Source organism: Paenarthrobacter nicotinovorans, from assembly GCF_021919345.1.
GTDB classification, from domain to species: Bacteria; Actinomycetota; Actinomycetes; order Actinomycetales; family Micrococcaceae; genus Arthrobacter; species Arthrobacter nicotinovorans.
Window position 1 is genome coordinate 1,730,864 of the sequence record NZ_CP089293.1, and the last position, 21,223, is coordinate 1,752,086.

The 21,223-nt window shown below is 63.0% G+C and carries 19 protein-coding genes; all 19 read left to right on the forward strand.

Going from position 1 to position 21,223, the window contains the following annotated elements:
* Positions 1-66 precede the first annotated feature (66 nt).
* The 19 genes from dinB to JMY29_RS08165 all read left to right on the forward strand — a co-directional run bounded on the left by dinB (position 67) and on the right by JMY29_RS08165 (position 21,113).
* The gene (gene dinB, locus JMY29_RS08075) at positions 67-1,329 is read left to right on the forward strand and encodes a DNA polymerase IV (protein ID WP_189075744.1); all 1,263 of its coding nucleotides are present in this window, start codon (positions 67-69) and stop codon (positions 1,327-1,329) included.
* 239 nt (positions 1,330-1,568) lie between these two features.
* Positions 1,569-1,937 (forward strand): DUF3040 domain-containing protein, encoded by a 369-nt coding sequence (locus JMY29_RS08080; RefSeq protein WP_039240730.1) that lies wholly within the window; start codon positions 1,569-1,571, stop codon positions 1,935-1,937.
* A 449-nt stretch (positions 1,938-2,386) separates the two neighbouring features.
* Positions 2,387-2,818 (forward strand): division/cell wall cluster transcriptional repressor MraZ, encoded by a 432-nt coding sequence (gene mraZ / locus JMY29_RS08085; protein ID WP_018779285.1) that lies wholly within the window; start codon positions 2,387-2,389, stop codon positions 2,816-2,818.
* 133 nt (positions 2,819-2,951) lie between these two features.
* Entirely contained in the window at positions 2,952-3,980 is a 1,029-nt protein-coding gene (gene rsmH, locus JMY29_RS08090) for a 16S rRNA (cytosine(1402)-N(4))-methyltransferase RsmH (RefSeq protein WP_051088534.1), read from the forward strand.
* On the forward strand, positions 3,977-4,648 hold the full coding sequence (locus JMY29_RS08095; RefSeq protein WP_189075743.1) for a hypothetical protein: 672 nt from the start codon (positions 3,977-3,979) through the stop codon (positions 4,646-4,648). The genes rsmH and JMY29_RS08095 overlap by 4 nt, the downstream gene beginning before the upstream one ends.
* A gap of 42 nt (positions 4,649-4,690) precedes the next feature.
* Positions 4,691-6,487, forward strand: coding sequence for a peptidoglycan D,D-transpeptidase FtsI family protein (locus JMY29_RS08100; RefSeq protein ID WP_189075742.1), 1,797 nt, complete (start codon positions 4,691-4,693; stop codon positions 6,485-6,487).
* A 102-nt stretch (positions 6,488-6,589) separates the two neighbouring features.
* On the forward strand, positions 6,590-8,233 hold the full coding sequence (locus tag JMY29_RS08105; RefSeq protein ID WP_189075741.1) for a UDP-N-acetylmuramoyl-L-alanyl-D-glutamate--2,6-diaminopimelate ligase: 1,644 nt from the start codon (positions 6,590-6,592) through the stop codon (positions 8,231-8,233).
* A 6-nt stretch (positions 8,234-8,239) separates the two neighbouring features.
* Positions 8,240-9,730, forward strand: coding sequence for a UDP-N-acetylmuramoyl-tripeptide--D-alanyl-D-alanine ligase (locus tag JMY29_RS08110; RefSeq protein WP_189075740.1), 1,491 nt, complete (start codon positions 8,240-8,242; stop codon positions 9,728-9,730).
* Positions 9,727-10,836: a phospho-N-acetylmuramoyl-pentapeptide-transferase gene (gene mraY, locus JMY29_RS08115; protein WP_018779291.1), complete on the forward strand. Its 1,110-nt coding sequence runs from the start codon at positions 9,727-9,729 to the stop codon at positions 10,834-10,836. Before JMY29_RS08110 ends, mraY begins: the two co-directional genes overlap by 4 nt.
* Positions 10,818-12,407, forward strand: a complete 1,590-nt coding sequence (gene murD / locus JMY29_RS08120) for a UDP-N-acetylmuramoyl-L-alanine--D-glutamate ligase (RefSeq protein WP_189075739.1) — start codon at positions 10,818-10,820, stop codon at positions 12,405-12,407. The genes mraY and murD overlap by 19 nt, the downstream gene beginning before the upstream one ends.
* A gap of 2 nt (positions 12,408-12,409) precedes the next feature.
* Positions 12,410-13,711: a putative lipid II flippase FtsW gene (ftsW, locus tag JMY29_RS08125; RefSeq protein ID WP_018779293.1), complete on the forward strand. Its 1,302-nt coding sequence runs from the start codon at positions 12,410-12,412 to the stop codon at positions 13,709-13,711.
* A 6-nt stretch (positions 13,712-13,717) separates the two neighbouring features.
* Positions 13,718-14,833, forward strand: coding sequence for an undecaprenyldiphospho-muramoylpentapeptide beta-N-acetylglucosaminyltransferase (murG, locus tag JMY29_RS08130; protein WP_189075738.1), 1,116 nt, complete (start codon positions 13,718-13,720; stop codon positions 14,831-14,833).
* Entirely contained in the window at positions 14,830-16,200 is a 1,371-nt protein-coding gene (murC, locus tag JMY29_RS08135) for a UDP-N-acetylmuramate--L-alanine ligase (protein WP_018779295.1), read from the forward strand. The genes murG and murC overlap by 4 nt, the downstream gene beginning before the upstream one ends.
* On the forward strand, positions 16,193-17,176 hold the full coding sequence (locus JMY29_RS08140) for an FtsQ-type POTRA domain-containing protein (RefSeq protein WP_189075737.1): 984 nt from the start codon (positions 16,193-16,195) through the stop codon (positions 17,174-17,176). The genes murC and JMY29_RS08140 overlap by 8 nt, the downstream gene beginning before the upstream one ends.
* Positions 17,177-17,394: 218 nt before the next feature.
* Positions 17,395-18,615, forward strand: coding sequence for a cell division protein FtsZ (gene ftsZ / locus JMY29_RS08145; protein ID WP_018779297.1), 1,221 nt, complete (start codon positions 17,395-17,397; stop codon positions 18,613-18,615).
* Positions 18,616-18,640: 25 nt separating this feature from the next.
* Positions 18,641-19,354 carry a polyphenol oxidase family protein gene (locus tag JMY29_RS08150; RefSeq protein ID WP_018779298.1) on the forward strand — a complete coding sequence of 238 codons (714 nt, stop codon included), beginning with the start codon at positions 18,641-18,643 and terminating at the stop codon, positions 19,352-19,354.
* A complete protein-coding gene (locus JMY29_RS08155; RefSeq protein WP_018779299.1) occupies positions 19,347-20,096 on the forward strand; it encodes a YggS family pyridoxal phosphate-dependent enzyme in 750 nt (249 codons plus the stop codon). The genes JMY29_RS08150 and JMY29_RS08155 overlap by 8 nt, the downstream gene beginning before the upstream one ends.
* Before the next feature lie 85 nt (positions 20,097-20,181).
* Positions 20,182-20,718 (forward strand): cell division protein SepF, encoded by a 537-nt coding sequence (locus tag JMY29_RS08160; protein ID WP_018779300.1) that lies wholly within the window; start codon positions 20,182-20,184, stop codon positions 20,716-20,718.
* 107 nt (positions 20,719-20,825) lie between these two features.
* The gene (locus JMY29_RS08165) at positions 20,826-21,113 is read left to right on the forward strand and encodes a YggT family protein (protein ID WP_018779301.1); all 288 of its coding nucleotides are present in this window, start codon (positions 20,826-20,828) and stop codon (positions 21,111-21,113) included.
* Positions 21,114-21,223: the final 110 nt, after the last annotated feature.

The window sequence follows — 21,223 nt, forward strand, 5'->3', positions numbered from 1 at the left end:
TCCTTCCTGGGGCTGAGCCGGACTTTGCCTCCAGTTTAGTCAGTGCCCGGGCATAGTATTGCCGTTGTGAGGCAGGAAGCACCCGGCGGCGAGTCAAGCGCTGGACACAGACCGGCCCGCAGCGCTGAAGAAGCCCTGCGGGAATTGAGGCGAACCAGCATCCTGCACGTTGATATGGACGCATTCTTTGTCTCCGTCGAACTCCGCAGCCGTCCCGAACTGCGGGGCAAGCCCGTGATCGTGGGATTCCCCGCGGACAGGTCCGTGGTCCTCTCTGCTTCCTATGAAGCCCGGACCACAGGGGTCAAGTCGGCCATGCCGATGTCCATTGCGATGAGGCGCTGTCCGGCGGCGGTCGTCATCAATCCCCGCCACACTCTGTACTACGAGGTGTCAGCGCAGCTCATGGAGATCTTCGGGTCCATTACGGACCTGGTGGAGCCTTTGAGCGTGGACGAAGCTTTCCTGGACGTTGGCGGGGCCATCCGCCGGCTGGGCACGCCCTTGGAAATTGGCCACCTCATCAGGCGCAGGGTCCAATCAGAGCTTGGCATCACGGCTTCCGTGGGGATTGCCGGCACCAAGTTCGTTGCCAAGATCGCCTCCACCCGGTGCAAACCCGACGGCATTTTGCAGATCGACGCCGAAGACACCCTTTCCTACCTTCACAGCCTTCCTGTTAGCGCCCTCTGGGGTGTGGGTGGCCAGACCGGGGAGGTCCTGGCGCGTATGGGCATCCGAACGGTCGCCGATGTGGCCGCCACACCCTTGTCCTCGCTGAAGAAGGTTCTTGGCGCAAGCGGGGAACATGTGTACAGGCTCTCCATGGGAATTGATCCCCGTCCAGTGACGCCCACCAGGGTTGAGAAGAGCATTGGTGCTGAAGAGACCTTCTCCGTAGACACAGCAGATGAAGAACTGCTGCACAGGGAGTTGTTGAGGTTGTCCCACCGGACGGCCAGTCGTCTCCGGAGTTCCGGAATGCTCGCACGGACGGTCGCCTTGAAGCTCCGGTATGCCGATTTCTCCACGGTGTCCCGGAGCCGCACTGTGCACACGCCGGTAGACAGTGCCCAGTTGATCTACCAGGTGGCCATGCAGCTGCTCGACTCCTTGGGCCCGCGTTCCATGAGCGTCAGGCTGGTGGGAGTGCGGGCGGAGCAATTGGAACCGGCAGGTCAGACGTCGATGCAATTGAGCCTGGACCGCCGGGATGACAACTGGCGGGCAGCCGAGCAGGCCCTGGACAGGGTTTCCCAGCGATTTGGTTCCAAAACCCTGCTTCCGGCCCGGCTCCTGGAACCCGGTAAACCTGCCTCGGAGGCCTGAACCCTGTGACCTTGGTCCCGCACGGCCCCAGGCGTCTTTCAGAACGGCCCCGGACAAACTATCCTATTTATTACAGAGATTTAGATCGTCTGGACAAACTGTTTCCTGAACAGTCGGCCCTGAGGTATCCGCTGAACCAAGAGGGTATTTTGGGAACGAAATTCTTGGTCCGATCGTTGGGGTAAACAGACGCACAGGACGCGTTATGTCCAGACGCTGGCTGACTAAAGGAGGTCGCGATGCCCCTCTCGGAGCACGAACAGAAGCTGCTTGAGCAACTTGAAAAGCAACTTCATGAGGACGATCCGAAGTTTGCCAACACCATGGGTTCGGATCCCATCCGCAGCTGGTCGACCAGGCATGTCATCATTGGCGTCCTTGGGGCAATCGCCGGCATTCTTCTCCTGCTGGTCGGCGTCTCGCTGCAGGCGATACCTGTGGGTGTCCTCGGCTTCATAGTCATGGGTGCTGGCGTGTACTTCGCGACGTTGCGTGGAGCGGCTTTCGGGAAATCCGGTAAGGGAAAGCCCGCCAAGGCCAAGCCCAAGAGCACCTTCATGAGCAGCCTCGAAGAGCGCTGGGATGAACGACGCCGCGACGACCACTGACGGAGGCCGTGTCACTTCTCCCGGCAGCAGGCCATCGTGAGTCAGTCGCGCCCCTGAGCCCGCTCGTGGATTAAACACTTCCAATGCTTTGACAAGGACCCGCCAAGCGGGTCCTTTCGCATTTAAGGGTTGCAACGCCCGGCCCCTCCATTTCCCACCACCAGCTCCACTTTCCTCCCGCCGAAAGCGGTTTTGGGGTGCAGAGCGCTTCCCAGGCGCCTTTCAGCTTCCCGGCGCGGGACTTGGACGTCGGCCGACGTGTCGATACCTCCACTTCACTCCACCCCCGGAAAACCCGCGGCAATTCGGCCCCGAGGAATCTCAAAGTGGTGGAGAAACGCCCACGAGTGCGTTGACTGTGGTGCGTTGTGGAGTAAAGTGGAGCACATAAGAGGGTAGTGGCAGTGTTGGGTATGTACGGGCACCTTGACTGAGGGGCGGTGGGGCCAGTGTTTCTGGGCACTCACTCGCCGCGTCTCGATGAAAAGGGCCGGATCATACTTCCCGCCAAGTTTCGTGAGGAGCTTGCAGAGGGACTGGTCCTCACAAGGGGCCAGGAGCGCTGCATCTACGTCTTCAGCCAGAAGGAATTCGAACGTATCCACGAGTCGATGCGGGAAGCGCCATTGTCTTCCAAGCAGGCACGTGACTACATCCGGGTCTTTCTGTCCGGAGCCTCGGACGAAGTACCTGACAAGCAGGGGCGCGTGACCATTCCACCGGCGCTCCGTGCATACGCAGGCTTGGGAAGGGAGCTGGCAGTGATTGGTGCCGGCACCCGGGCCGAGATCTGGGATGCAGACGCTTGGAACGAGTACCTCAACGAGAAGGAAGCAGCCTTCTCGGAAACGGATGACGACAATCTGCCCGGGTTCATCTAACCGGTCGGTGGAAGCAGTACCGCTTCTTGAATGGGATCTCCAGCCGCCCATCGGACAGTCTTCCTGGCTCAACTTCCCCTGAGCCAGGCCGGCGGACGATAGGCGCGGATGGGGATCCGGTTCAAGAATCACCATGCACGTAACTGAGGAAAGAGGAGGCAGCGTGGAAGAGCAGGACGCGGCAAAGCCCACATCGGAGCGCCACGTGCCCGTCCTGAAAGACCGCTGCATCAACCTGCTCGCTCCCGGCTTCGAAGCTGCCAGGAGCAGGGGAGAGACTCCTGTTGCCATCGATGCGACTCTCGGCATGGGTGGGCACTCCGAAGCGATGCTGCAGCGCTTTCCCGATCTTCACCTCGTTGGCATTGACCGGGACGAAGAAGCACTTTCACTGGCCGGCGCCCGGCTGGAGCCCTTTTCGCAGCGCACTGACCTTGTTCACGCCGTCTATGACGAGATCGAGGACGTGCTGGCTGACCTCGGAATTCCGGAGGTCCACGGCATCCTGATGGACCTGGGAGTTTCCTCGCTGCAGCTGGACGAACGCGAACGTGGATTCGCCTACTCCTATGACGCTCCTCTGGACATGCGCATGGACACGAGCCGCGGGCAGACCGCCGCCGACGTCGTGAACACCTACAGCGAAGAAGATCTTGTCCGCATCATCCGCAAATGGGGCGAGGAGAAGTTCGCCGGACGGATTGCCAACAGGATCGTCAACGCGAGGGCGGAGAAGCCATTTGCCACCACGGGCGAGCTCGTGGAGCAGATTCGCAGCGTGGTTCCTGCCGCCGCAGCGAAAAGCGGGGGACACCCTGCCAAGCGCACCTTCCAGGCTTTGCGCATCGAGGTCAACGAGGAACTCGATGTCCTGGAACGCGCAGTTCCGGCCGCAGTGGCCGCCACGGCGTTGGGTGGCCGCGTGGTGGTGATGTCCTATCACTCGCTGGAAGACAAGATCGTCAAGTCCGTATTCCAGAAGGGCTCGAAATCCTCGGCGCCGCTCGGGTTCCCGGTGGAGCTCGAGGAACACAAAGCTGAATTGAAGACAATCACCAAAGGCACGGAAGTGCCCACAGCGGCAGAAATCGCAGAGAACCCGCGCGCGGCTTCTGCGCGGCTGAGGGCCGTCGAACGCATCAAATCGAGGAGAGACGCATGAGCAACGCCGCAGCGAGGACTTTGCCCTCCGTGGTGGGCAACACTGCCCGCGCGCTTCCAACACCGGCAGGGAAGCCGGATGTCGCCCGCCGGCCGCGCACGCCGCTCTCCGTTGTACGCAGTGCTCCCGGCAGGCGCAGGACCCCCTTCGTGGTTCTGTGCTTCGTGGCCATGGCAGCGGCGCTCCTGACGGTCCTGGTGCTGAACATCTCCGTGTCGACGGCGCAGTACCAGCTGGTGCAGCTCAAGGCGCAGGCCGCGACCCTTAACAAGGAAAACCAGGACCTGACACAGAAGAAGCAGAACTTCGAAGCTCCCCAGAATCTGGCCGCCAAGGCTACAGAATTGGGTATGGTTCCTTCCACGGTCAAAGGCCAGATCGACCTGAACACCATGACGGTGACCGGGAAGGCTACTCCCGCAGTCAAGGGCGACAGCCCCGGGGCTGTTCTTGCTCCTCCGGCCGTCGGGGGCGTATTGGATGTTGTTCCCTCGGTGACCACCAAGGATCCTTTGGAGAACCTCAAGCCAGTCACCCCCGCGGCGCCGGCAGCGTCGGCCGCGCAGGCAACTGCGTCGGCAGCTCCGGCGTCCCCGGCAGCGAAACCGCCGGTGGATCTTCATGGAGGGTCGGTCCCGGCCCCCCAGCAGAAGACTCCCGGACAGTAGTCCATCCGTCCACTGAACCAAGGCCAGCAGCAAGGAATCAACGTGGCTCAGAACCCCGGCACATCGAATAAAACGAAGACGCCGGCGGCACGAAGGCGGCTGCGCGTTGGGCTCGGCATCATGCTGACCCTGCTGCTGGTGGTCGGGGGCAAGTTGTTCATGGTCCAGGGCCTGGACATGGGCGGGATGGCCGAGGCTGCCCTTGCCAAGCGCCTGACCCCCCAGGTCCTCCCCGCTGAGCGTGGGCAGATCCTGGACGCGAACGGCACTGTTCTGGCCAGCAGCGTCATCCGGTACAACATCGTCGTCGACCAGACCGTGAATACGAACACCGAGACGTTCCACCGCTACAACGAGAAAACGGAAAAGCTCGACGAAATCACGCGTGACCAGGGCATTGCTGATCTTGCGGCCTTGCTCGGGACCGACGTCGCCAAGGTCCGGGACTCCCTGACGGGGGATAAGCGCTACTTTGTGGTCGCCAAGGACATCAAGCCTGAGCTGGAGGACCGGATTACCAAGCTCTACATCCCGGGACTCAAAGCTGAAGGCATCAGCAAACGCGTCTACCCGAATGGCAGCGTGGCCGGCGGGGTAGTGGGTTTCCTCAAGGACGGGACCACCGGCCAGGCGGGCATCGAGCAAACCCAGGACGAGATTCTCCGCGGTACTGAAGGCAAGCGCGTCTTCGAGATCGGTGCCGACGGCCTCCGTATTCCCGTGGCCACTGACGAACTGACACCTGCCGTCGACGGCAGTGACGTCAAACTGACCATCAATACCGACATCCAGTACTTCGCTCAACAGGCTATTCAGAGCCAGGTCAACAAAATGAATGCCGAGTGGGGTTCGATCGTCGTGATCGACACGAAGACCGGCAACCTCATCGCCCTGGCCGACACCAATGCCCCGGACCCGAACGACCCCGGCAAAGTCGACGCCAAGGACCGTGGCGTGCGTTCGGTGACTGCCGCCTACGAGCCCGGCTCCGTCCAGAAGATGATCACCGCTGCGGCGGCAATCGAGGAGGGCAAGTCCTTCCCGCTGGACCACTTCACCATTCCGCCCGCATACACCATTGACGGGCAGACCTTCACGGACGCTTTCGAGCACGGCACCGAAGAACGCACACTCGCCGGCATCCTGGGCTGGTCCATGAACACCGGCACCGTGATGGTCGGGAGCCGCCTGAGCAAAGAGCAGCGGTATGACTGGCTGAAGAAGTTCGGCATCGGAGAGCAGACGGACATCGGGCTGCCGGCCGAAGCGACGGGCATCCTCGCCACGCCAGACCAATGGGATGAACGCCAGCAGTACACGGTGCTCTTCGGACAGGGCGTGTCGCAGTCGACGCTGCAGACGGTCCGGGCCTTCCAGAGCATCGCCAACAACGGGGTGATGCTCCAACCCCGGCTGATTGACGGTTACATCGGCCCCGACGGCCAGGAGCAGAAGGCCCCTGCCAAGGATCCGCGCCAAGTGGTCTCGAAGGAGACCGCCCAACAGGTCAGGGACATCCTGGAGAGCGCAGTGACCGAGGGACAGATCAAGGATGCCGCCATCGACGGCTACCGTGTCGGCGCCAAGACCGGTACGTCCCAAGCCCCGCGTGAGGACGGACTGCCGGGCTTCGATGGCTACACTGCCTCGATGGTTGGCATGGCCCCCATGGATGACCCCCGGTTCATCGTTGAAGTGGTCTTGCAGCGCCCCAAGGGAAACATCTATGGAGTCACCAACGGCCCGGTGTTCCGGTCAGTGATGGCACAGGTCCTGAGGACCTACAACGTGGCCCCATCCACCGGGACTCCCGCGCGGCTGCCCCAGTTCGTCAAGTAAGCTTCTTGGGCGTCTGTTTCGGTCACCATTCGATCCACCACTAACGGCCCGGGCGCCGCTGGCCCCCGGCCGGTCGTTCCACGAGCACCAACGGAGAACCACGTGTCAGAGCACAAAGAGGCAGCTTCCAATACCGCGACGCCGGATGCCGGACGGTCAGCTTTCCGTCCCGCATCCGTTGCTGCGGTGCCCCTGGCGGTCATAGCGGGAGCGCTGGGAGTAACGGCCCCTGACGGCAGCCAGGACCTTGGCGTCACCGGCATCACGCTCAATTCCCGTGCCGTTGAACCGGGCGATCTCTACATGGCCTTGCCGGGCGCCACGCGCCATGGTGCCGATTTCGTACCCCAAGCCGTGGAGGCCGGTGCCGTCGCAGTGGTTACGGACGACGCCGGTGCACGCCAGCTTGCGCTGGCAACCGAGCAGCCCGTCCCTGTCCTCATCATTGCGGAGCCGCGGGCCGCCGTCGGGCCTTTGTCCGCGCTGATCTATCGCAGCCAACCGGAGGATGCGGCCTTCCCGTCGCTTTTCGGCGTCACGGGGACCAATGGCAAGACCACCACCACTTACTTCATCAACTCGCTGCTGCGTGCCTTGGGCAAGCAGCCGGGCCTGATCGGGACCATCGAGATAGTGGCCGGCGGAGAACCCATCCCGAGCCTCCTGACCACTCCGGAGTCCCCGGATGTCCACGCACTGCTCGCATTGATGCGGGAGCGGGGCCTGGACGCGGCGTCCATGGAGGTTTCATCGCACGCGATCTCCTACCGCCGGGTGGACTCTGTCATGTTCGACGTCGCAGGATTCACCAACCTCACCCAGGACCATCTGGACCTCCACGGCAGCATGGAGGAGTACTTCAACACCAAGGCCGAACTCTTCACCGCCGGACGCGCACGCCAGGCTGTTGTCACGGTCGACGACGAATGGGGCCGCAAGCTTGCCGCCCTGGCGGACATTCCGGTCACCACGCTTTCAGCGGCTTCTTCCAGTGGCGCCCCGGACGCTGACTGGCACGTCGCGTCCATCAACCCGCGCGGGTTGGGTTCGGAATTCGAACTGCACCACACGGACGGCCGGACCTTGCGGGTCCACACCGGCTTGCCGGGCGACTTCAACGTGGCAAACGCGGCGTTGGCTACCGTCATGGTCCTGGCGTCCGGGGTAGATGAATCCGAGCTCCAGGACGCCTTGGATGCCCACGATCCTTTTACGGTTGCTGTTCCCGGGCGCATGCAGCTCGTCTCCACGGAGCCCGCCGCCGTTGTTGATTTTGCCCACAATCCCGATGCCCTGGCCCGTGCACTGATGGCGGTCCGGTCACCGGAGGAAGAGTCACGCGTCATCGTGGTTTTTGGCGCCACAGGACAACGTGACCAAGGCAAAAGGCCTACCATGGGCGCAATCGCGGCCCGTCTGGCCGACGTCGTGATTATCAGCGATGACGACCCCCACGATGAGGATGCCGCCGCCATCCGCGCTGAGGTGCTGGCGGGCGCCTTTGCTGCGCGGGAGGGAGAGAACCTGGGCAGCGAGATCATCGAGTCCTACCCGAGGGATGCTGCCATCCGCCTCGCCGTTGACCTGGCGACGGCGAAGGACACCATCCTCATCGCAGGACGCGGCCACGAGGTGTGGCAGGAAGTACAAGGCGTAAACCTCGCCCTGGACGACAGGGTCGAGTTGCGGGCCGCCTTGACATCCAAGGGATTCAGCGTTTCATCGGACCAGCGGATAGAGTCCTAAACCGAGATGATTGCACTTACTGCGGCGGAGATCGCCGACATCACCCATGGCCGTTTGACCGGAGATCCGGGCATCGTGCCCTCCTCTGTGGTTACTGACTCACGGGAGGCGATGCCCGGCTCGTTGTACGTGGCCAAACCCGGCGAGCACGCCGATGGCCACGACTTCGTCGACGCCGCGTTTGAGCGTGGCGCCGTTCTGGTCCTCGCCGAACGTGAGGTGACCGATGCCCACGGCAGCCCATATCCCGCCGTCGTGGTCGACGACGCTGTCCTGGCCATGGGCGCCCTGGCGGCTGAAGCGGTCCGGCGCATCCGGGCCGACCGCGAACAGCGCGGCGAGCAGTTCACGGTCATTGGAATCACCGGCTCAGCCGGCAAGACCACCACCAAGGATCTCCTTGCCGGCGTGTTGTCGACGGCAGGCGCCACTGTGGCGCCACAGGGCTCGTACAACGGCGAGGTGGGTGTTCCGCTCACGGTTTTCGCCGCTGACACCGATACGCGCTTCCTTGTCATCGAGATGGGTGCCACCGGCCTGGGCCACATCAAGTACCTCGCGGAGATGGTCAAGCCGGACATCGGTGTAGTCCTGGTAGTCGGGACCGCCCATGCCGGCGAATTCGGCGGTGTGGAGAACATCGCCAAAACCAAGGGTGAACTGGTCGAAGCCCTTAGCGAAAACGGCACTGCGGTCATCAACCTCGACGACGGCCGCGTAGCTGCCATGCGCGCCCGCACCAAGGCCAAGGTCCTGGGGTTCACGGCCTCGCCCGCTACCACCGAAGAGGTGGAAGCCCGCAACGTCGTGGTCAACGACCAGGGCTTCCCCGACTTCGACCTCATACTTCCCGACGGCGGCCCTTCTGTTCCGGTGCGGAGCCGCCTGATCGGTGGCCACCACGTGACCAACCTGCTCGCAGCTGCGTCAGCGGCTTTTGCGGCCGGGATTCCAGCCGTCGACATCGCCTCGTCACTCAGCTCCCAGTCGGCAGCCAGCCGTTGGCGCATGGAGCGAACAGAACGTGAAGACGGCGTGACCATCATCAACGACGCCTACAACGCGAACCCGGAATCCATGCGCGCTGCTCTGCGCACTCTTGCAGACCTTGGACAAGGCAGGAGGACCTGGGCTGTCCTTGGCGCCATGCTCGAGCTGGGCGAAGACTCCATCCGCGAACACACTGCGGTTGGCACTCAGGTGGTCCGGCTGAACATCTCCAGGCTGGTGGTGGTGGGACGCGAAGCCCGCGCCCTCTATGTCTCTGCCATCCAGGAAGGCTCCTGGGGGGATGAATGTTCCTTCACCGAGACTGTGGAGGAAGCATACGAACTCCTGCAGAACGAACTCAGACCAGGCGACCTCGTGTTGTTCAAGTCCTCCAATGGTGTGGGGCTCAGGCACTTGGGGGATCGGATAGCATTACCTCCACGGGCCGAGCCCACCGGAGAAAGCGCGGCTGAAGCTGCCGCAAGCGAAGGGAACGAGCAGCTGTGATTGCACTTTTGATCGGCGCCGGCGTCGCCCTTCTGGTGGCCTTGATAGGCACACCCCTCTTCATCAGGTTCCTGGTAGCCAAGAGTTACGGGCAGTTCATCCGCGATGACGGCCCCACTTCGCACCACACCAAGCGCGGCACCCCCACCATGGGCGGGACCGTCGTGGTGGCGGCTGTGCTCATCAGCTACTTTGTGACGCACCTGATCATGTGGATGATGAACCCGCGGTCCGCCGGGCCATCGGCGTCAGGTCTTCTTCTGCTGTTCCTCATGGTCGGCATGGGCTTCGTGGGATTCCTGGATGACTACATCAAGATCTCGAACAAACGCAGCCTGGGCCTGAACGCCCGAGCCAAACTCATCCTCCAGGCAGCCGTTGGCATCATCTTCGCCGTGCTCGTCCTGCAGTTCCCGAATGAGGACGGGCTCCGTCCGGCCTCGACGCAGATCTCGCTGGTACGGGATATTCCCTGGCTGGATCTCGCCTTCGGCGGGACAGTACTGGGCGCTATCTTGTTCATTGTCTGGTCCAACCTGATCATCACGGCAGCAACCAATGGCGTGAACCTGACAGACGGCCTGGACGGGCTGGCCGCCGGAGCATCCATCATGGTCTTCGGCGCCTACACCATCATGGGTATCTGGCAGAACAACCAAGCATGCGGTTCACCCAAGGAAGCGGGCAGCGGTTGCTACCAGGTCCGCGACCCCATGGATCTGGCCTTGCTCGCGGCCATCCTCAGCGCAGCCCTGGTCGGGTTCCTCTGGTGGAATACGTCACCGGCCAAGATCTTCATGGGCGACACCGGCTCGCTGGCCATCGGCGGAGCCGTGGCAGCATTTGCCATCCTTTCCCGGACTGAGCTGCTGTTGGCTTTCATCGGCGGCCTGTTCGTGCTCATCACCCTGTCGGTCATCATCCAAGTGGGCTTCTTCAAGCTCTCAGGCGGTAAACGGGTGTTCAAAATGGCCCCGCTCCAGCACCACTTCGAACTGAAGGGCTGGGCCGAGGTCACCGTGGTGGTCCGCTTCTGGATCCTCGCCGGGCTGTTCGTGGCCGCAGGCCTGGGAATTTTCTACGCTGAATGGGTGGTGCTGCTGTGAACGAGGCCCCTGGAACCATGTCCTCTTCATCCGACCGGCTCAAGGAGCTGACCAGCTGGGATTCCAACTGGAGCGGGCTGCGGGTCGTGGTGACGGGTATCGGCCTGTCCGGTTTTTCCGCTGCCGACACCCTGATTGAGCTCGGAGCCAAGGTACTAGTGGTGGACGCCGCAACCACCGACAAAGCCAAAGCTCAGGCAGACACCCTGAAAATCGTCGGCGCCGTTGACGTCCTGCTGGGGGAGGACGCTGTCAGCACCCTCCCGCTGATTGAGGACAGCCTGCCCGACCTCGTGGTAACTTCTCCCGGCTGGCGTCCGGATCAAGCCCTGCTGGCGGCGGCCAAGCGCAAGCACATCGCCGTATGGGGCGACGTCGAATTGGCGTGGCGACTCCGGGTCCGTGAAGGGCGCAAGACCACCGACTGGCTGACCATCACCGGCACCAACGGCAAAACCACCACGGTGGGGATGACCGAGTCAATGCTGCAGGCTGCCGGCTTGAAGGCCATCGCGGTCGGCAATGTTGGAACGCCGATCCTGGACGCCCTGCGGGACCCGGTGGACTATGACGTCTTTGCTGTGGAACTGTCCAGCTTCCAGTTGCATTGGAGTCACTCGCTCTCGCCCGTGGCAAGTGTGTGCCTCAATGTCGCGGAGGACCATGTGGACTGGCACGGTTCCTATGCGTCCTACCTCGCGGACAAGGCCAAGGTGTACGAGAACACCCAAAAGGCAGCGATCTACAACGCCGAGCAAATCGAAACCGAGCGCATGGTCGAGAATGCGGACGTTGTGGAGGGTTGCCGGGCCATCGGTTTTACCACCAACACTCCTGCCATCAGCATGCTGGGCGTCGTGGACGGTCTGCTGGTGGACCGCGCTTTCATCGCCGAACGCAAGGATTCGGCAGCGGAACTGGCCGCGATGACAGATCTTGGCCCGGTGGCCCCGCGCCACATGGTGGCCAACGCGCTGGCCGCCGCGGCACTGGTCCGGGCCTACGGTGTGGAACCCTCGGCTGTGAAGCAGGGACTGGTCAACTACCTCCCCGGCGCGCATCGGATCCAACTGGTAGCCAAGCACAACGACATCCTGTGGATCAACGACTCGAAGGCGACGAATCCGCATGCGGCATCGGCGGCACTCTCGGCCTTCCAGAACGTGGTGTGGATTGCCGGCGGCCTGTCCAAGGGCGTCAACTACGACGAGCTGGTCAAGGAACATGCACGGCGGCTCAAGACCGTGGTGCTCATCGGAACCGACACCGCCTCGCTGGAGGCCTCCCTCCAGCGACACGCGCCGGATGTCCCGGTGATAGCCCAGGCCAAGGGTGACACTGAGAGTGTGCAGACCGCAGCCGGTAACGCCGCTTCGCCAATTTTCGGCGAGACCATCATGGCCCAGGCCGTGGCGTCCGCAGCCGGAGTGGCAACCTCGGGCGATACCGTCCTCATGGCACCAGCGGCTGCATCCATGGATCAGTTCTCTTCCTACGCTCACCGTGGCGACGCATTCGTCCAGGCAGTTCGCGAGCTTGTGGAAGGGCAGGCACAGACCACCGAGGAGTAACAATGGTCAGCACGCCCACCCGCACCCGCGGCAAAGAGCCACGGGACGGGAAGAACAAGGCCACGCCCCCGGCCGCCAGGCAGCCCAAAGGGTTACGCCGGCACTGGCGCAGCTTCTGGGAGAGCCTAGAGGGCAAAAGCAAGGCGCCCAACAGCTCCACTTATTACCTCATTCTCGGTTGTGCCCTGGCGTTGACGGCCATTGGCATCATGATGGTGTTGTCCGCTTCCAGCGTCGAAGCCATCTCGGAGGGAAAGTCCCCCTACGCGGATGCGTTGAAGCAGGCCGTGTTCGGCGTCGTCGGCCTGGTCGCCATGTACGTCATTTCACGAACCAACGTGAACTGGATGAAGAAACTTTCCTGGTGGGCTCTTGGCGCCGTCGTGGTCCTCCTGGCCTTGGTCCAGGTCATGGGCAACAGCGTCAACGGAAACAAGAACTGGATCGACATCGGCGGTGTCACACTCCAGCCTTCGGAGATGTCCAAGCTGGTCCTTTGTGTCTGGATTGCCGCCGTGCTTGCCCGGAAACAAAAGCTCCTTAACCGGTGGATGCACGTGATCATCCCGGTTGTGCCGGGTGCCGGACTGGTCATCGGTTTGGTGATGCTCGGTAATGACCTCGGAACAGTCATTGTCATTGCAGCCATCGCCGCCGCAGGGCTCTACTTCGCCGGCGTTCCGGGGCGCATGCTCGGCATCGCCGGCGCCGTGGGTATCGTCGGGGCTGTGCTGGCCACCGTCAGCAGCTCCAACCGGATCTGCCGCATCACGTCATGGCTCGGAACGGCGTCCGCGACGTGCACCGAACAGTTCGACTTCGATTTCCAGTCAACGAACGGCATGTACGGCCTGGCCCAGGGTAGCTGGACAGGTCTGGGCCTTGGCCAGAGCCGGCAGAAGTACAACTGGCTTCCGGAAGCCCACAACGACTTCATCTTCGCCATCATCGGTGAGGAGCTCGGCCTTGTGGGAACCATTGTGGTCCTGGTGCTGTTTGCCATCCTGGGCATTGCGATTTTCCGGGTCGTGGTCCGCCAGACGGACCCGTTCCAGCGGACCCTTGCCGGCGGCATCATGGTGTGGCTCCTGGGCCAGGCGAGCATGAACATGGCGGTGGTAACGCAGTTGCTGCCGGTGGTGGGAGTGCCTTTGCCGTTCATCTCATATGGCGGTTCGGCGCTGATCATGTCCCTGTGCGGTGTGGGCGTAGTGTTGTCCTTGGCCCGCGGCCAGCTGCCACCCCAGCAACGTCCACGATTCCTGCCGCGCCGCTCACCCAAACCCGCACGAAAGCGTACCTAGCACTTCATGACTTCTGATTCCCACGCGACCAAGCCTTTGTCCGTCGTCCTTGCAGGCGGCGGAACTGCCGGGCACATCAGCCCTTTGCTCGCCATTGCTGATGCCATCAGGGAAAAGCGTCCGGAGGCGTCCATCCTGACTGTTGGCACGCCGTCGGGAATGGAAACCAGGCTCATCCCGGCGGCCGGTTACGAGCTCGCCACCATTGACCGTGTCCCGTTCCCCCGACGGCCTTCCGTTGATCTGCTCAAGCTTCCGGGCCGCCTGGGCGGGGCAGTCAAGCAAGCCTGCCGGATCCTGGAGAACGCACGGGCCGACGTCCTGGTGGGTGTGGGCGGCTACGTCTGCACCCCCATGTACCTTGCAGCACGGAAGCTCGGCGTCCCGATCGTGGTCCACGAAGCCAACATGAAGGCAGGGCTGGCCAACCGGGTCGGCGCCCGGTTCAGCAACCACGTCGCCGTGGCCTTTGCTGGTACACGCCTGAGGGGCGCCCGCCATGTAGGCATGCCGATGCGGCGTGCCATCTCCACTCTCGACCGGGGCGCAGCGGGTCCGGCCGCCAAAGCCATGCTCGGCCTCGATGCGGACCGGCCGGCCCTGATCGTGACCGGAGGCTCTTCCGGAGCGCTCAGCATCAACCGTGCCATCGCCGCAGCTTTGCCTGCCTTCGGGGCTGCAGGGGTCCAGACGCTCCACATCACAGGTGTCGGCAAAGCCGTCAAGAACGACGACGGCGGCCTGCTGGCCGGTGAAGGCTACCGGCAGGTTGAGTACGTGGACGGGATGGAGAACGTCTACGCTGCTGCTGACGTCCTGCTGGCCCGCGCGGGAGCCGGAACGGTCAGCGAAGTGGCAGCAGTCGGCGTGCCGGCGGTCTTTGTGCCGTTGCCGATCGGAAACGGGGAGCAGGCCCTGAACGCGGCTCCCTTGGTGGAAGCCGGCGGTGCGTTGTTGGTCGCGGACCAGGACCTTGACCCGCAGTGGCTGGAACGCGAGCTCATTCCCCTGCTCTCGGACCGCGAACGACTGAACGACATGGCCCGGAAATCCGAGGCCCTTGGTATTAGAAACGCCGATCAGCGCATGGCTGATCTCGTCCTGGAAGCGGTATCCGCATGACCACCAGCATCGCACCCCTTGAGACCCTCGGCCGGGTCCACTTCATTGGTATCGGCGGTGTCGGCATGTCCGCCGTTGCACGCATCATGGTTGCCCGTGGAGTTACCGTAAGCGGCAGCGACGCCAAGGATCTGCCAGTCATGCAGGATCTGGCTGCTGCCGGAGCACGCATCGCCGTCGGGTACGACGCGGCAAACCTGGGTGACGCCCAGACCATCGTCGCTGGATCAGCCATCCGGGCCGACAATCCTGAACTCGTGGCGGCACGAAGTGCCGGGCTGCCTGTCCTGCACCGCTCAGAAGGCCTGGCGGCCACCATGGCGGGACACCGGGTGGTCACGGTAGCCGGTACGCACGGGAAGTCCACCACAACGTCCATGGTTGCAGTCCTGCTCAAGGAGGCCGGCCTGGACCCGTCCTTCGCCATTGGGGCGAACGTTCCCGCGCTTGGGGTCAATGCAGCGCATGGCTCCTCGGATATTTTCGTGGCCGAGGCGGACGAATCAGACGGCTCATTCCTGAACTACCAGCCGCTCATCTCCGTCGTGACGAATGTCGAAGCGGACCATTTGGACCACTACGGCACACCCGAAGCTGTCTTTGCTTCCTTCGACGCGTTCGCAGCGCTGCTGCCCGCCGACGGCGTACTGCTGGCGTGCGCGGACGACCCCGGAGCGCTGGCACTCGCCGAACGAACAGCGGCCAAGGAAAGCACCCGGGTCTTGACGTACGGAACGTCACCCGACGCCGACATCAGGCTCCACGATGGTGGACCCGGAGAGGTGTCGGTGGGTCTTGGCAACGACATTCACCGCCTCGAACTCCAGGTACCCGGACGCCACAACGCGCTCAACGCAGCGGCTGCCTTCGCCGTCGCGCTTGAACTGGGGGTGGCCCCGGCGGCTGCCGCGGCAGCGCTGGGACACTTCACTGGAGCCTCGCGCCGGTTCGAGCTGAAGGGGCAGGGGAGGAGCGTGCGGGTCTACGACGACTACGCACACCACCCCACGGAAGTCCGTGCCGCCCTGTCTGCTGCCCGTTCGGTAGCCGGCGGCCACAAAGTCCACGTTCTCTTCCAGCCGCACCTCTTCTCGCGCACGCGGGAATTCGCCGGGGAGTTTGCCTCGGCACTCGGGGCGGCAGATACAGCGCTGGTCCTGGATATTTATCCGGCGCGCGAGGACCCGATTCCCGGCGTGACCAGTTCGCTGATCTCCGACCGGCTGTCGAATGGGCGCCTGGTGACCGGGGCCGAGGCCGTGGACGCCATTGCGGCGGTTGCAACGGAGGGCGACGTGGTGATCACGGTGGGGGCCGGGGACGTTACAGCCTATGGTCCCGCCATTGTGGAGGCGTTGGGTGGCTAGCACCCGGAAGCCCACGTTCAAGCCGGCTGCCCGCCAACCGGAACCTGCGGCGGGCCGTTCGGCCAAGCCCGGGGGCCATGACTCCGGCGCCATCATCAGTGCGCAACGGGATCTTGAACCTGACGTGAAACCGGCAGATAAAGCCGGCCGCAAGTTGCCTGGGAAGACTGCTGACAAAGCCCCCGGAAAACCTGCCGGGAAGTCCGGCGGGAAGGCAGGCGCGACAGCAACCAAGTCTGCTGCGTCGTCCGGGGACAACATCATTGCGTTCCCCGAACCCAAGCGCAGGCGCCAACGCCGCATCGTGTGGTGGACGGTTTCCGTGGTGACCGCATTTATTGCCGTGCTTATTGCCGGGGCAATCTTCTCGCCGGTATTGGCAGTACGGACCATCACGGTTGACGGCACCACCCTGCTGACGCCCGACGCCGTGCAGAAGGCGTTGTCCGGCCTCGAGGGCAAGCCGCTGCCGCAGGTCACTGAGCAGGACATCAATGAGCTCCTCAAACCCCTGGTCCAAGTCCGATCGGCAACGATGGAGGCCCGGCCGCCGTCGGGGCTGTTGGTGCACATCAATGAGCGTGTTCCGGTGGCGCTGTTGAAGCAGGGCGATTCCTACATCATGGTTGACGTTGATGGGGTCCAGTTGGGTGCGACGCAGGATCCCTCTGCCGTGGCACTGCCGTTGATCGATGCTGGTGCCGGATCGACCAATACGGAATTGTTCAAGGCGATCGCCGCGGTCCTGGATACCTTGCCTGCGGATGTCCGGGCCCGGATGTCGACGGCGTCTGCGGCTTCGGTCGACGCCGTGGAACTCAAACTCGTGGACGGAAAGACTGTAGTGTGGGGCAATGCCGAGGACAGGGAGCTGAAGGCGAAGGCACTTGAGGCACTGCTCAAGATGCCTGCCGATCCCAAGGTTCCCGTCAGCGTCTATGACGTCAGTGTTCCCCGGCATCCATTCACCAAATAGGCAGCTTTGACGATGTAAATCCACTGCCGCCGGTAGCCCTTAATTTGCGACATTCCCACGACACGCGCAAGCGGTCATTGCATGTGCGAACCATAGGAAATACCGTCGCAGTAGAGTTACTTGACATAACTATAACCTTCAACTAGAGGGTTAAGGTCCAAGGATTCAAGTTGGACTCGATCAGTTTCGCTATAGGACACAAGCAAGGGGCACGAAACGTGGCAGCACCGCAGAATTACCTGGCCGTCATCAAGGTCGTCGGCATCGGCGGCGGTGGCGTGAACGCAGTCAACCGCATGATCGAGGTCGGCCTTCGTGGAGTCGAGTTCATCGCCATCAATACTGACGCGCAGGCGCTGCTCATGAGCGACGCCGATGTCAAGCTTGACGTCGGCCGCGAGCTGACGCGCGGCCTTGGCGCCGGCGCAAACCCTGAGGTCGGCAAGCAGGCCGCCGAGGACCACGCTGATGAGATCGAAGAAGTTCTCCGCGGCGCTGACATGGTCTTCGTAACCGCCGGCGAGGGCGGTGGCACCGGAACCGGTGGCGCCCCCGTTGTTGCGCGCATCGCCCGCTCCCTGGGCGCGCTGACCATTGGTGTGGTCACCCGTCCGTTCACGTTCGAGGGCCGTCGCCGTGCAGGTTCTGCCGAGGCCGGAATCGACGCCCTCCGCGATGAAGTCGACACTTTGATCGTGATCCCCAACGATCGCCTCCTGTCCATCAGCGACCGCAATGTCTCTGTCCTTGACGCCTTCCGTTCCGCGGACCAGGTGCTCCTCTCAGGTGTCCAGGGCATCACGGACCTCATCACCACCCCCGGCCTCATCAACCTGGACTTCGCCGACGTCAAGTCGGTCATGCAGGGTGCCGGCTCGGCCCTGATGGGCATTGGCTCGGCCCGCGGCGAGGACCGCGCGGTCAAGGCAGCGGAACTTGCCATTGCCTCGCCGCTCCTGGAGGCTTCCATCGATGGTGCGCATGGTGTTCTGCTCTCCATCCAGGGTGGCTCGGACCTCGGCCTCTTCGAAATCAACGAGGCGGCCCGCCTTGTCCAGGAAGTTGCCCACCCTGAGGCCAACATCATCTTCGGTGCTGTTATCGACGACGCCCTTGGCGACGAAGCACGCGTGACTGTCATCGCTGCAGGCTTTGACGACGTCAAGGCCACTTCGCCCTCCATGGATCAGTCCCGTCCGGCCCAGAACCCCGTACCGGCCGACCGCCCTGCTGCGCCGTCCAGCGCGCCGTCGAACGCTGCGGCTCCGCAGCACGCAACGGCTGGCATCGGCGCCGCAGGCTTGAGCAACTGGGGCCAGCAGCGTCCTGCCGCGTTGCCCGCGGACTCAGGCTTCGACGTCGACCTCCCCGCAGTGGTGGAGCCCGATCTTTCGGGCAGCCGCTCGGACGATCTCGATGTTCCTGACTTCCTGAAGTAAGCCCCGTTCGGAGAAGAAGTACTTGGTGTTTTTGTGGCGCGATGAGGTCCGGCCCGGCGTCTCCGTAGCATTCACTGATACGGGCGCCGGGAACCTGGCCCTCCACGTGGGGGACAATCCCGGCGACGTGCAGCTCCGCCGTACCGGGCTGGAGCAGTCGGCAGGGTTGGGCTCCAAGCGATTCCAATTCATGGACCAAGTGCATGGAAACCATGTGGAGTTCATTGCTTCGCACGGTTCCGGGCCCACCGCCGATGCCATGGTGTCTGCGGCCGTACTGCCCAACGGTGCGCCCCAACCGTTGGCAGTCATGGTCGCCGATTGCGTACCGGTGGTTCTGGTAGGGATCGACTCCGGAGATCGCCCCGTTATCGCCGTGGCCCACGCCGGTCGCCCGGGTGTTGCCGCCGGAATCGTTTCTTCCACGGTGGCCGAAATGCGGCACCGGGGTGCGCTGGATATCCAGGCATGGGTGGGTCCCTCAATTTGTGGAAACTGCTATGAGGTCCCGGAGCAGTTGCGGTCCGAGGTCGCGGAAAAGGTTCCTGCGACGTGGTCTTCCACATCGTGGGGAACTCCTTCCCTGGACCTGCCTGCGGGTGTCCGGGCCCAATTGGACGCTGCCGGCGTTGCCGTGGAGTACCTGGGGGAGTGCACGTTGGAGAGCGACTCGCTGTTTTCATACCGGCGGGACTCCCGTACCGGTCGATTCGCAGGATTGGTGTGGACGCATGACTAGCCCAGGCAACGGCGACGCCCCCCGGCACGGTGACGCGCGTTCTGCGGAACTTGCGGAGCGTCTCGATGCTGTAAGTCACCGGATCAAGGCCGCTACTGTTGCCGCCGCCCGCTCCGACACTCCCCGGCTGATCGTCGTGACCAAGTTCCATCCCGCGGACGATGTCCGCAGGTTGGCCGCCCTCGGGATCGCCGATGTTGGCGAAAACCGCGATCAGGAGGCCGCCGCAAAGGCTGCCGGGCTTACTGAACTGGACATCCGCTGGCATTTCATCGGCCAGCTTCAAAGCAACAAGGCCAAATCCGTGGCCAAATATGCGTCTTCGGTCCAATCGATCGACAGGCCCCAACTGGTTGATGCCCTGGCAAAGGCTGTCGCCCGTGAGCAGGACGCCACGGGCAGGGCAGACCTTGATTGCTTCATCCAGGTCAGCTTGGAGAACGACGCCGGTACCCACCGGGGCGGTGCCGCTCCGGCAATGGTCGGGGACCTCGCCGCCCGGATCGAGTCGGCGGCCGGCCTGCGTTTGTGCGGGCTCATGGCGGTCGCGCCACTCGGCGCGGACCCCGAAGAAGCGTTCGCGAACCTGGCCGGCATTTCTGCCGCACTGCGTGCCGACCATCCGTCCGCGACGGCGATTTCCGCCGGCATGAGCCAGGACCTGGAGGCCGCTGTGAAGTTCGGGGCGACACACCTGAGAATTGGCTCCGATATTCTCGGTTCACGTCCGGCCGTGGGGTAGCGTCAAAGTATTGGAATGACGGGCCGGGGTTCCAATATGTCAAGTCATGGCGGCCCGCCTACTGCAGAAATGATAGGAGTGCACCATGGCTGGCGCTCTGCGCAAGACAATGATCTATCTTGGGCTCGCCGACGGCGATGAACACTACGAATCTGAGCAGTCCGTCGCCGCGCACCACGACGAAGAACGCCCCCAGACACAGGATCGGGAAGAGCGACGCGCGCCCGCTCCCGTCCGGGAAGTTGTCCGTGAAATGCCCCCTGTTGAGGTCGAAGAGGAATACCGCGCACCCGTGACACCAATTAAGCGTGCGGCGTCCAGCCGCGAAGATGCCTCTGGCTTGAGGCAGATCACCACCGTTCACCCCCGCTCCTACAACGATGCCAAGGTCATCGGTGAAAGTTTCAGGGATGGCATTCCGGTCATCATGAACGTCACCGACATGGGTGAAGCGGACGCCAAGCGCCTGGTGGACTTCTCCGCCGGCCTGGTCTTCGGCCTGCACGGCAGTATCGAGCGGGTTACCAACAAGGTCTTCCTGTTGTCGCCGTCGTACGTTGAAGTCATCGGAGATGACAAGAAGGCCAGCGAAACGCAGGCCAGCTTCTTCAACCAGAGCTGACAACAGTCTTTTCGCGGATGCCAGGCGGGTCAACCTGCCTGGCATCTGTGTTGCAATAGTAGGGACCGATCCGCATTCCGGAACAAGTGGGAGATCTGAGCTAACTCGTGGGCATTGTTTTCGGCCTTATCCATATTGTGTTGTTTCTGTTCTTCATCACGCTGATCATCCGCCTGGTCTTTGAATGGGTGCAGATGTTTGCGCGCCAGTGGCGCCCCAGGGGTGTGGCATTGGTTACAGCACATGTGGTCTACTCCGTCACGGATCCTCCCCTGGGAAGGCTTCGTCGACTGATACCGCCATTGCAGCTGGGTGGAATATCCCTGGATTTGGGCTTCCTGATCCTGATCATTGCCGTGAGCATCGCCATGGCAGTGACCTTCAGTCTGGCCTGATTGCCCGCGGAACCTGGACCACCGATGGTTCACAGGCCGCAAATTCTCCAAATCAACACGATGGTGTTGAATTGGAGGAACAAGATGTTATTTAGGTACCGTAGTTTTGA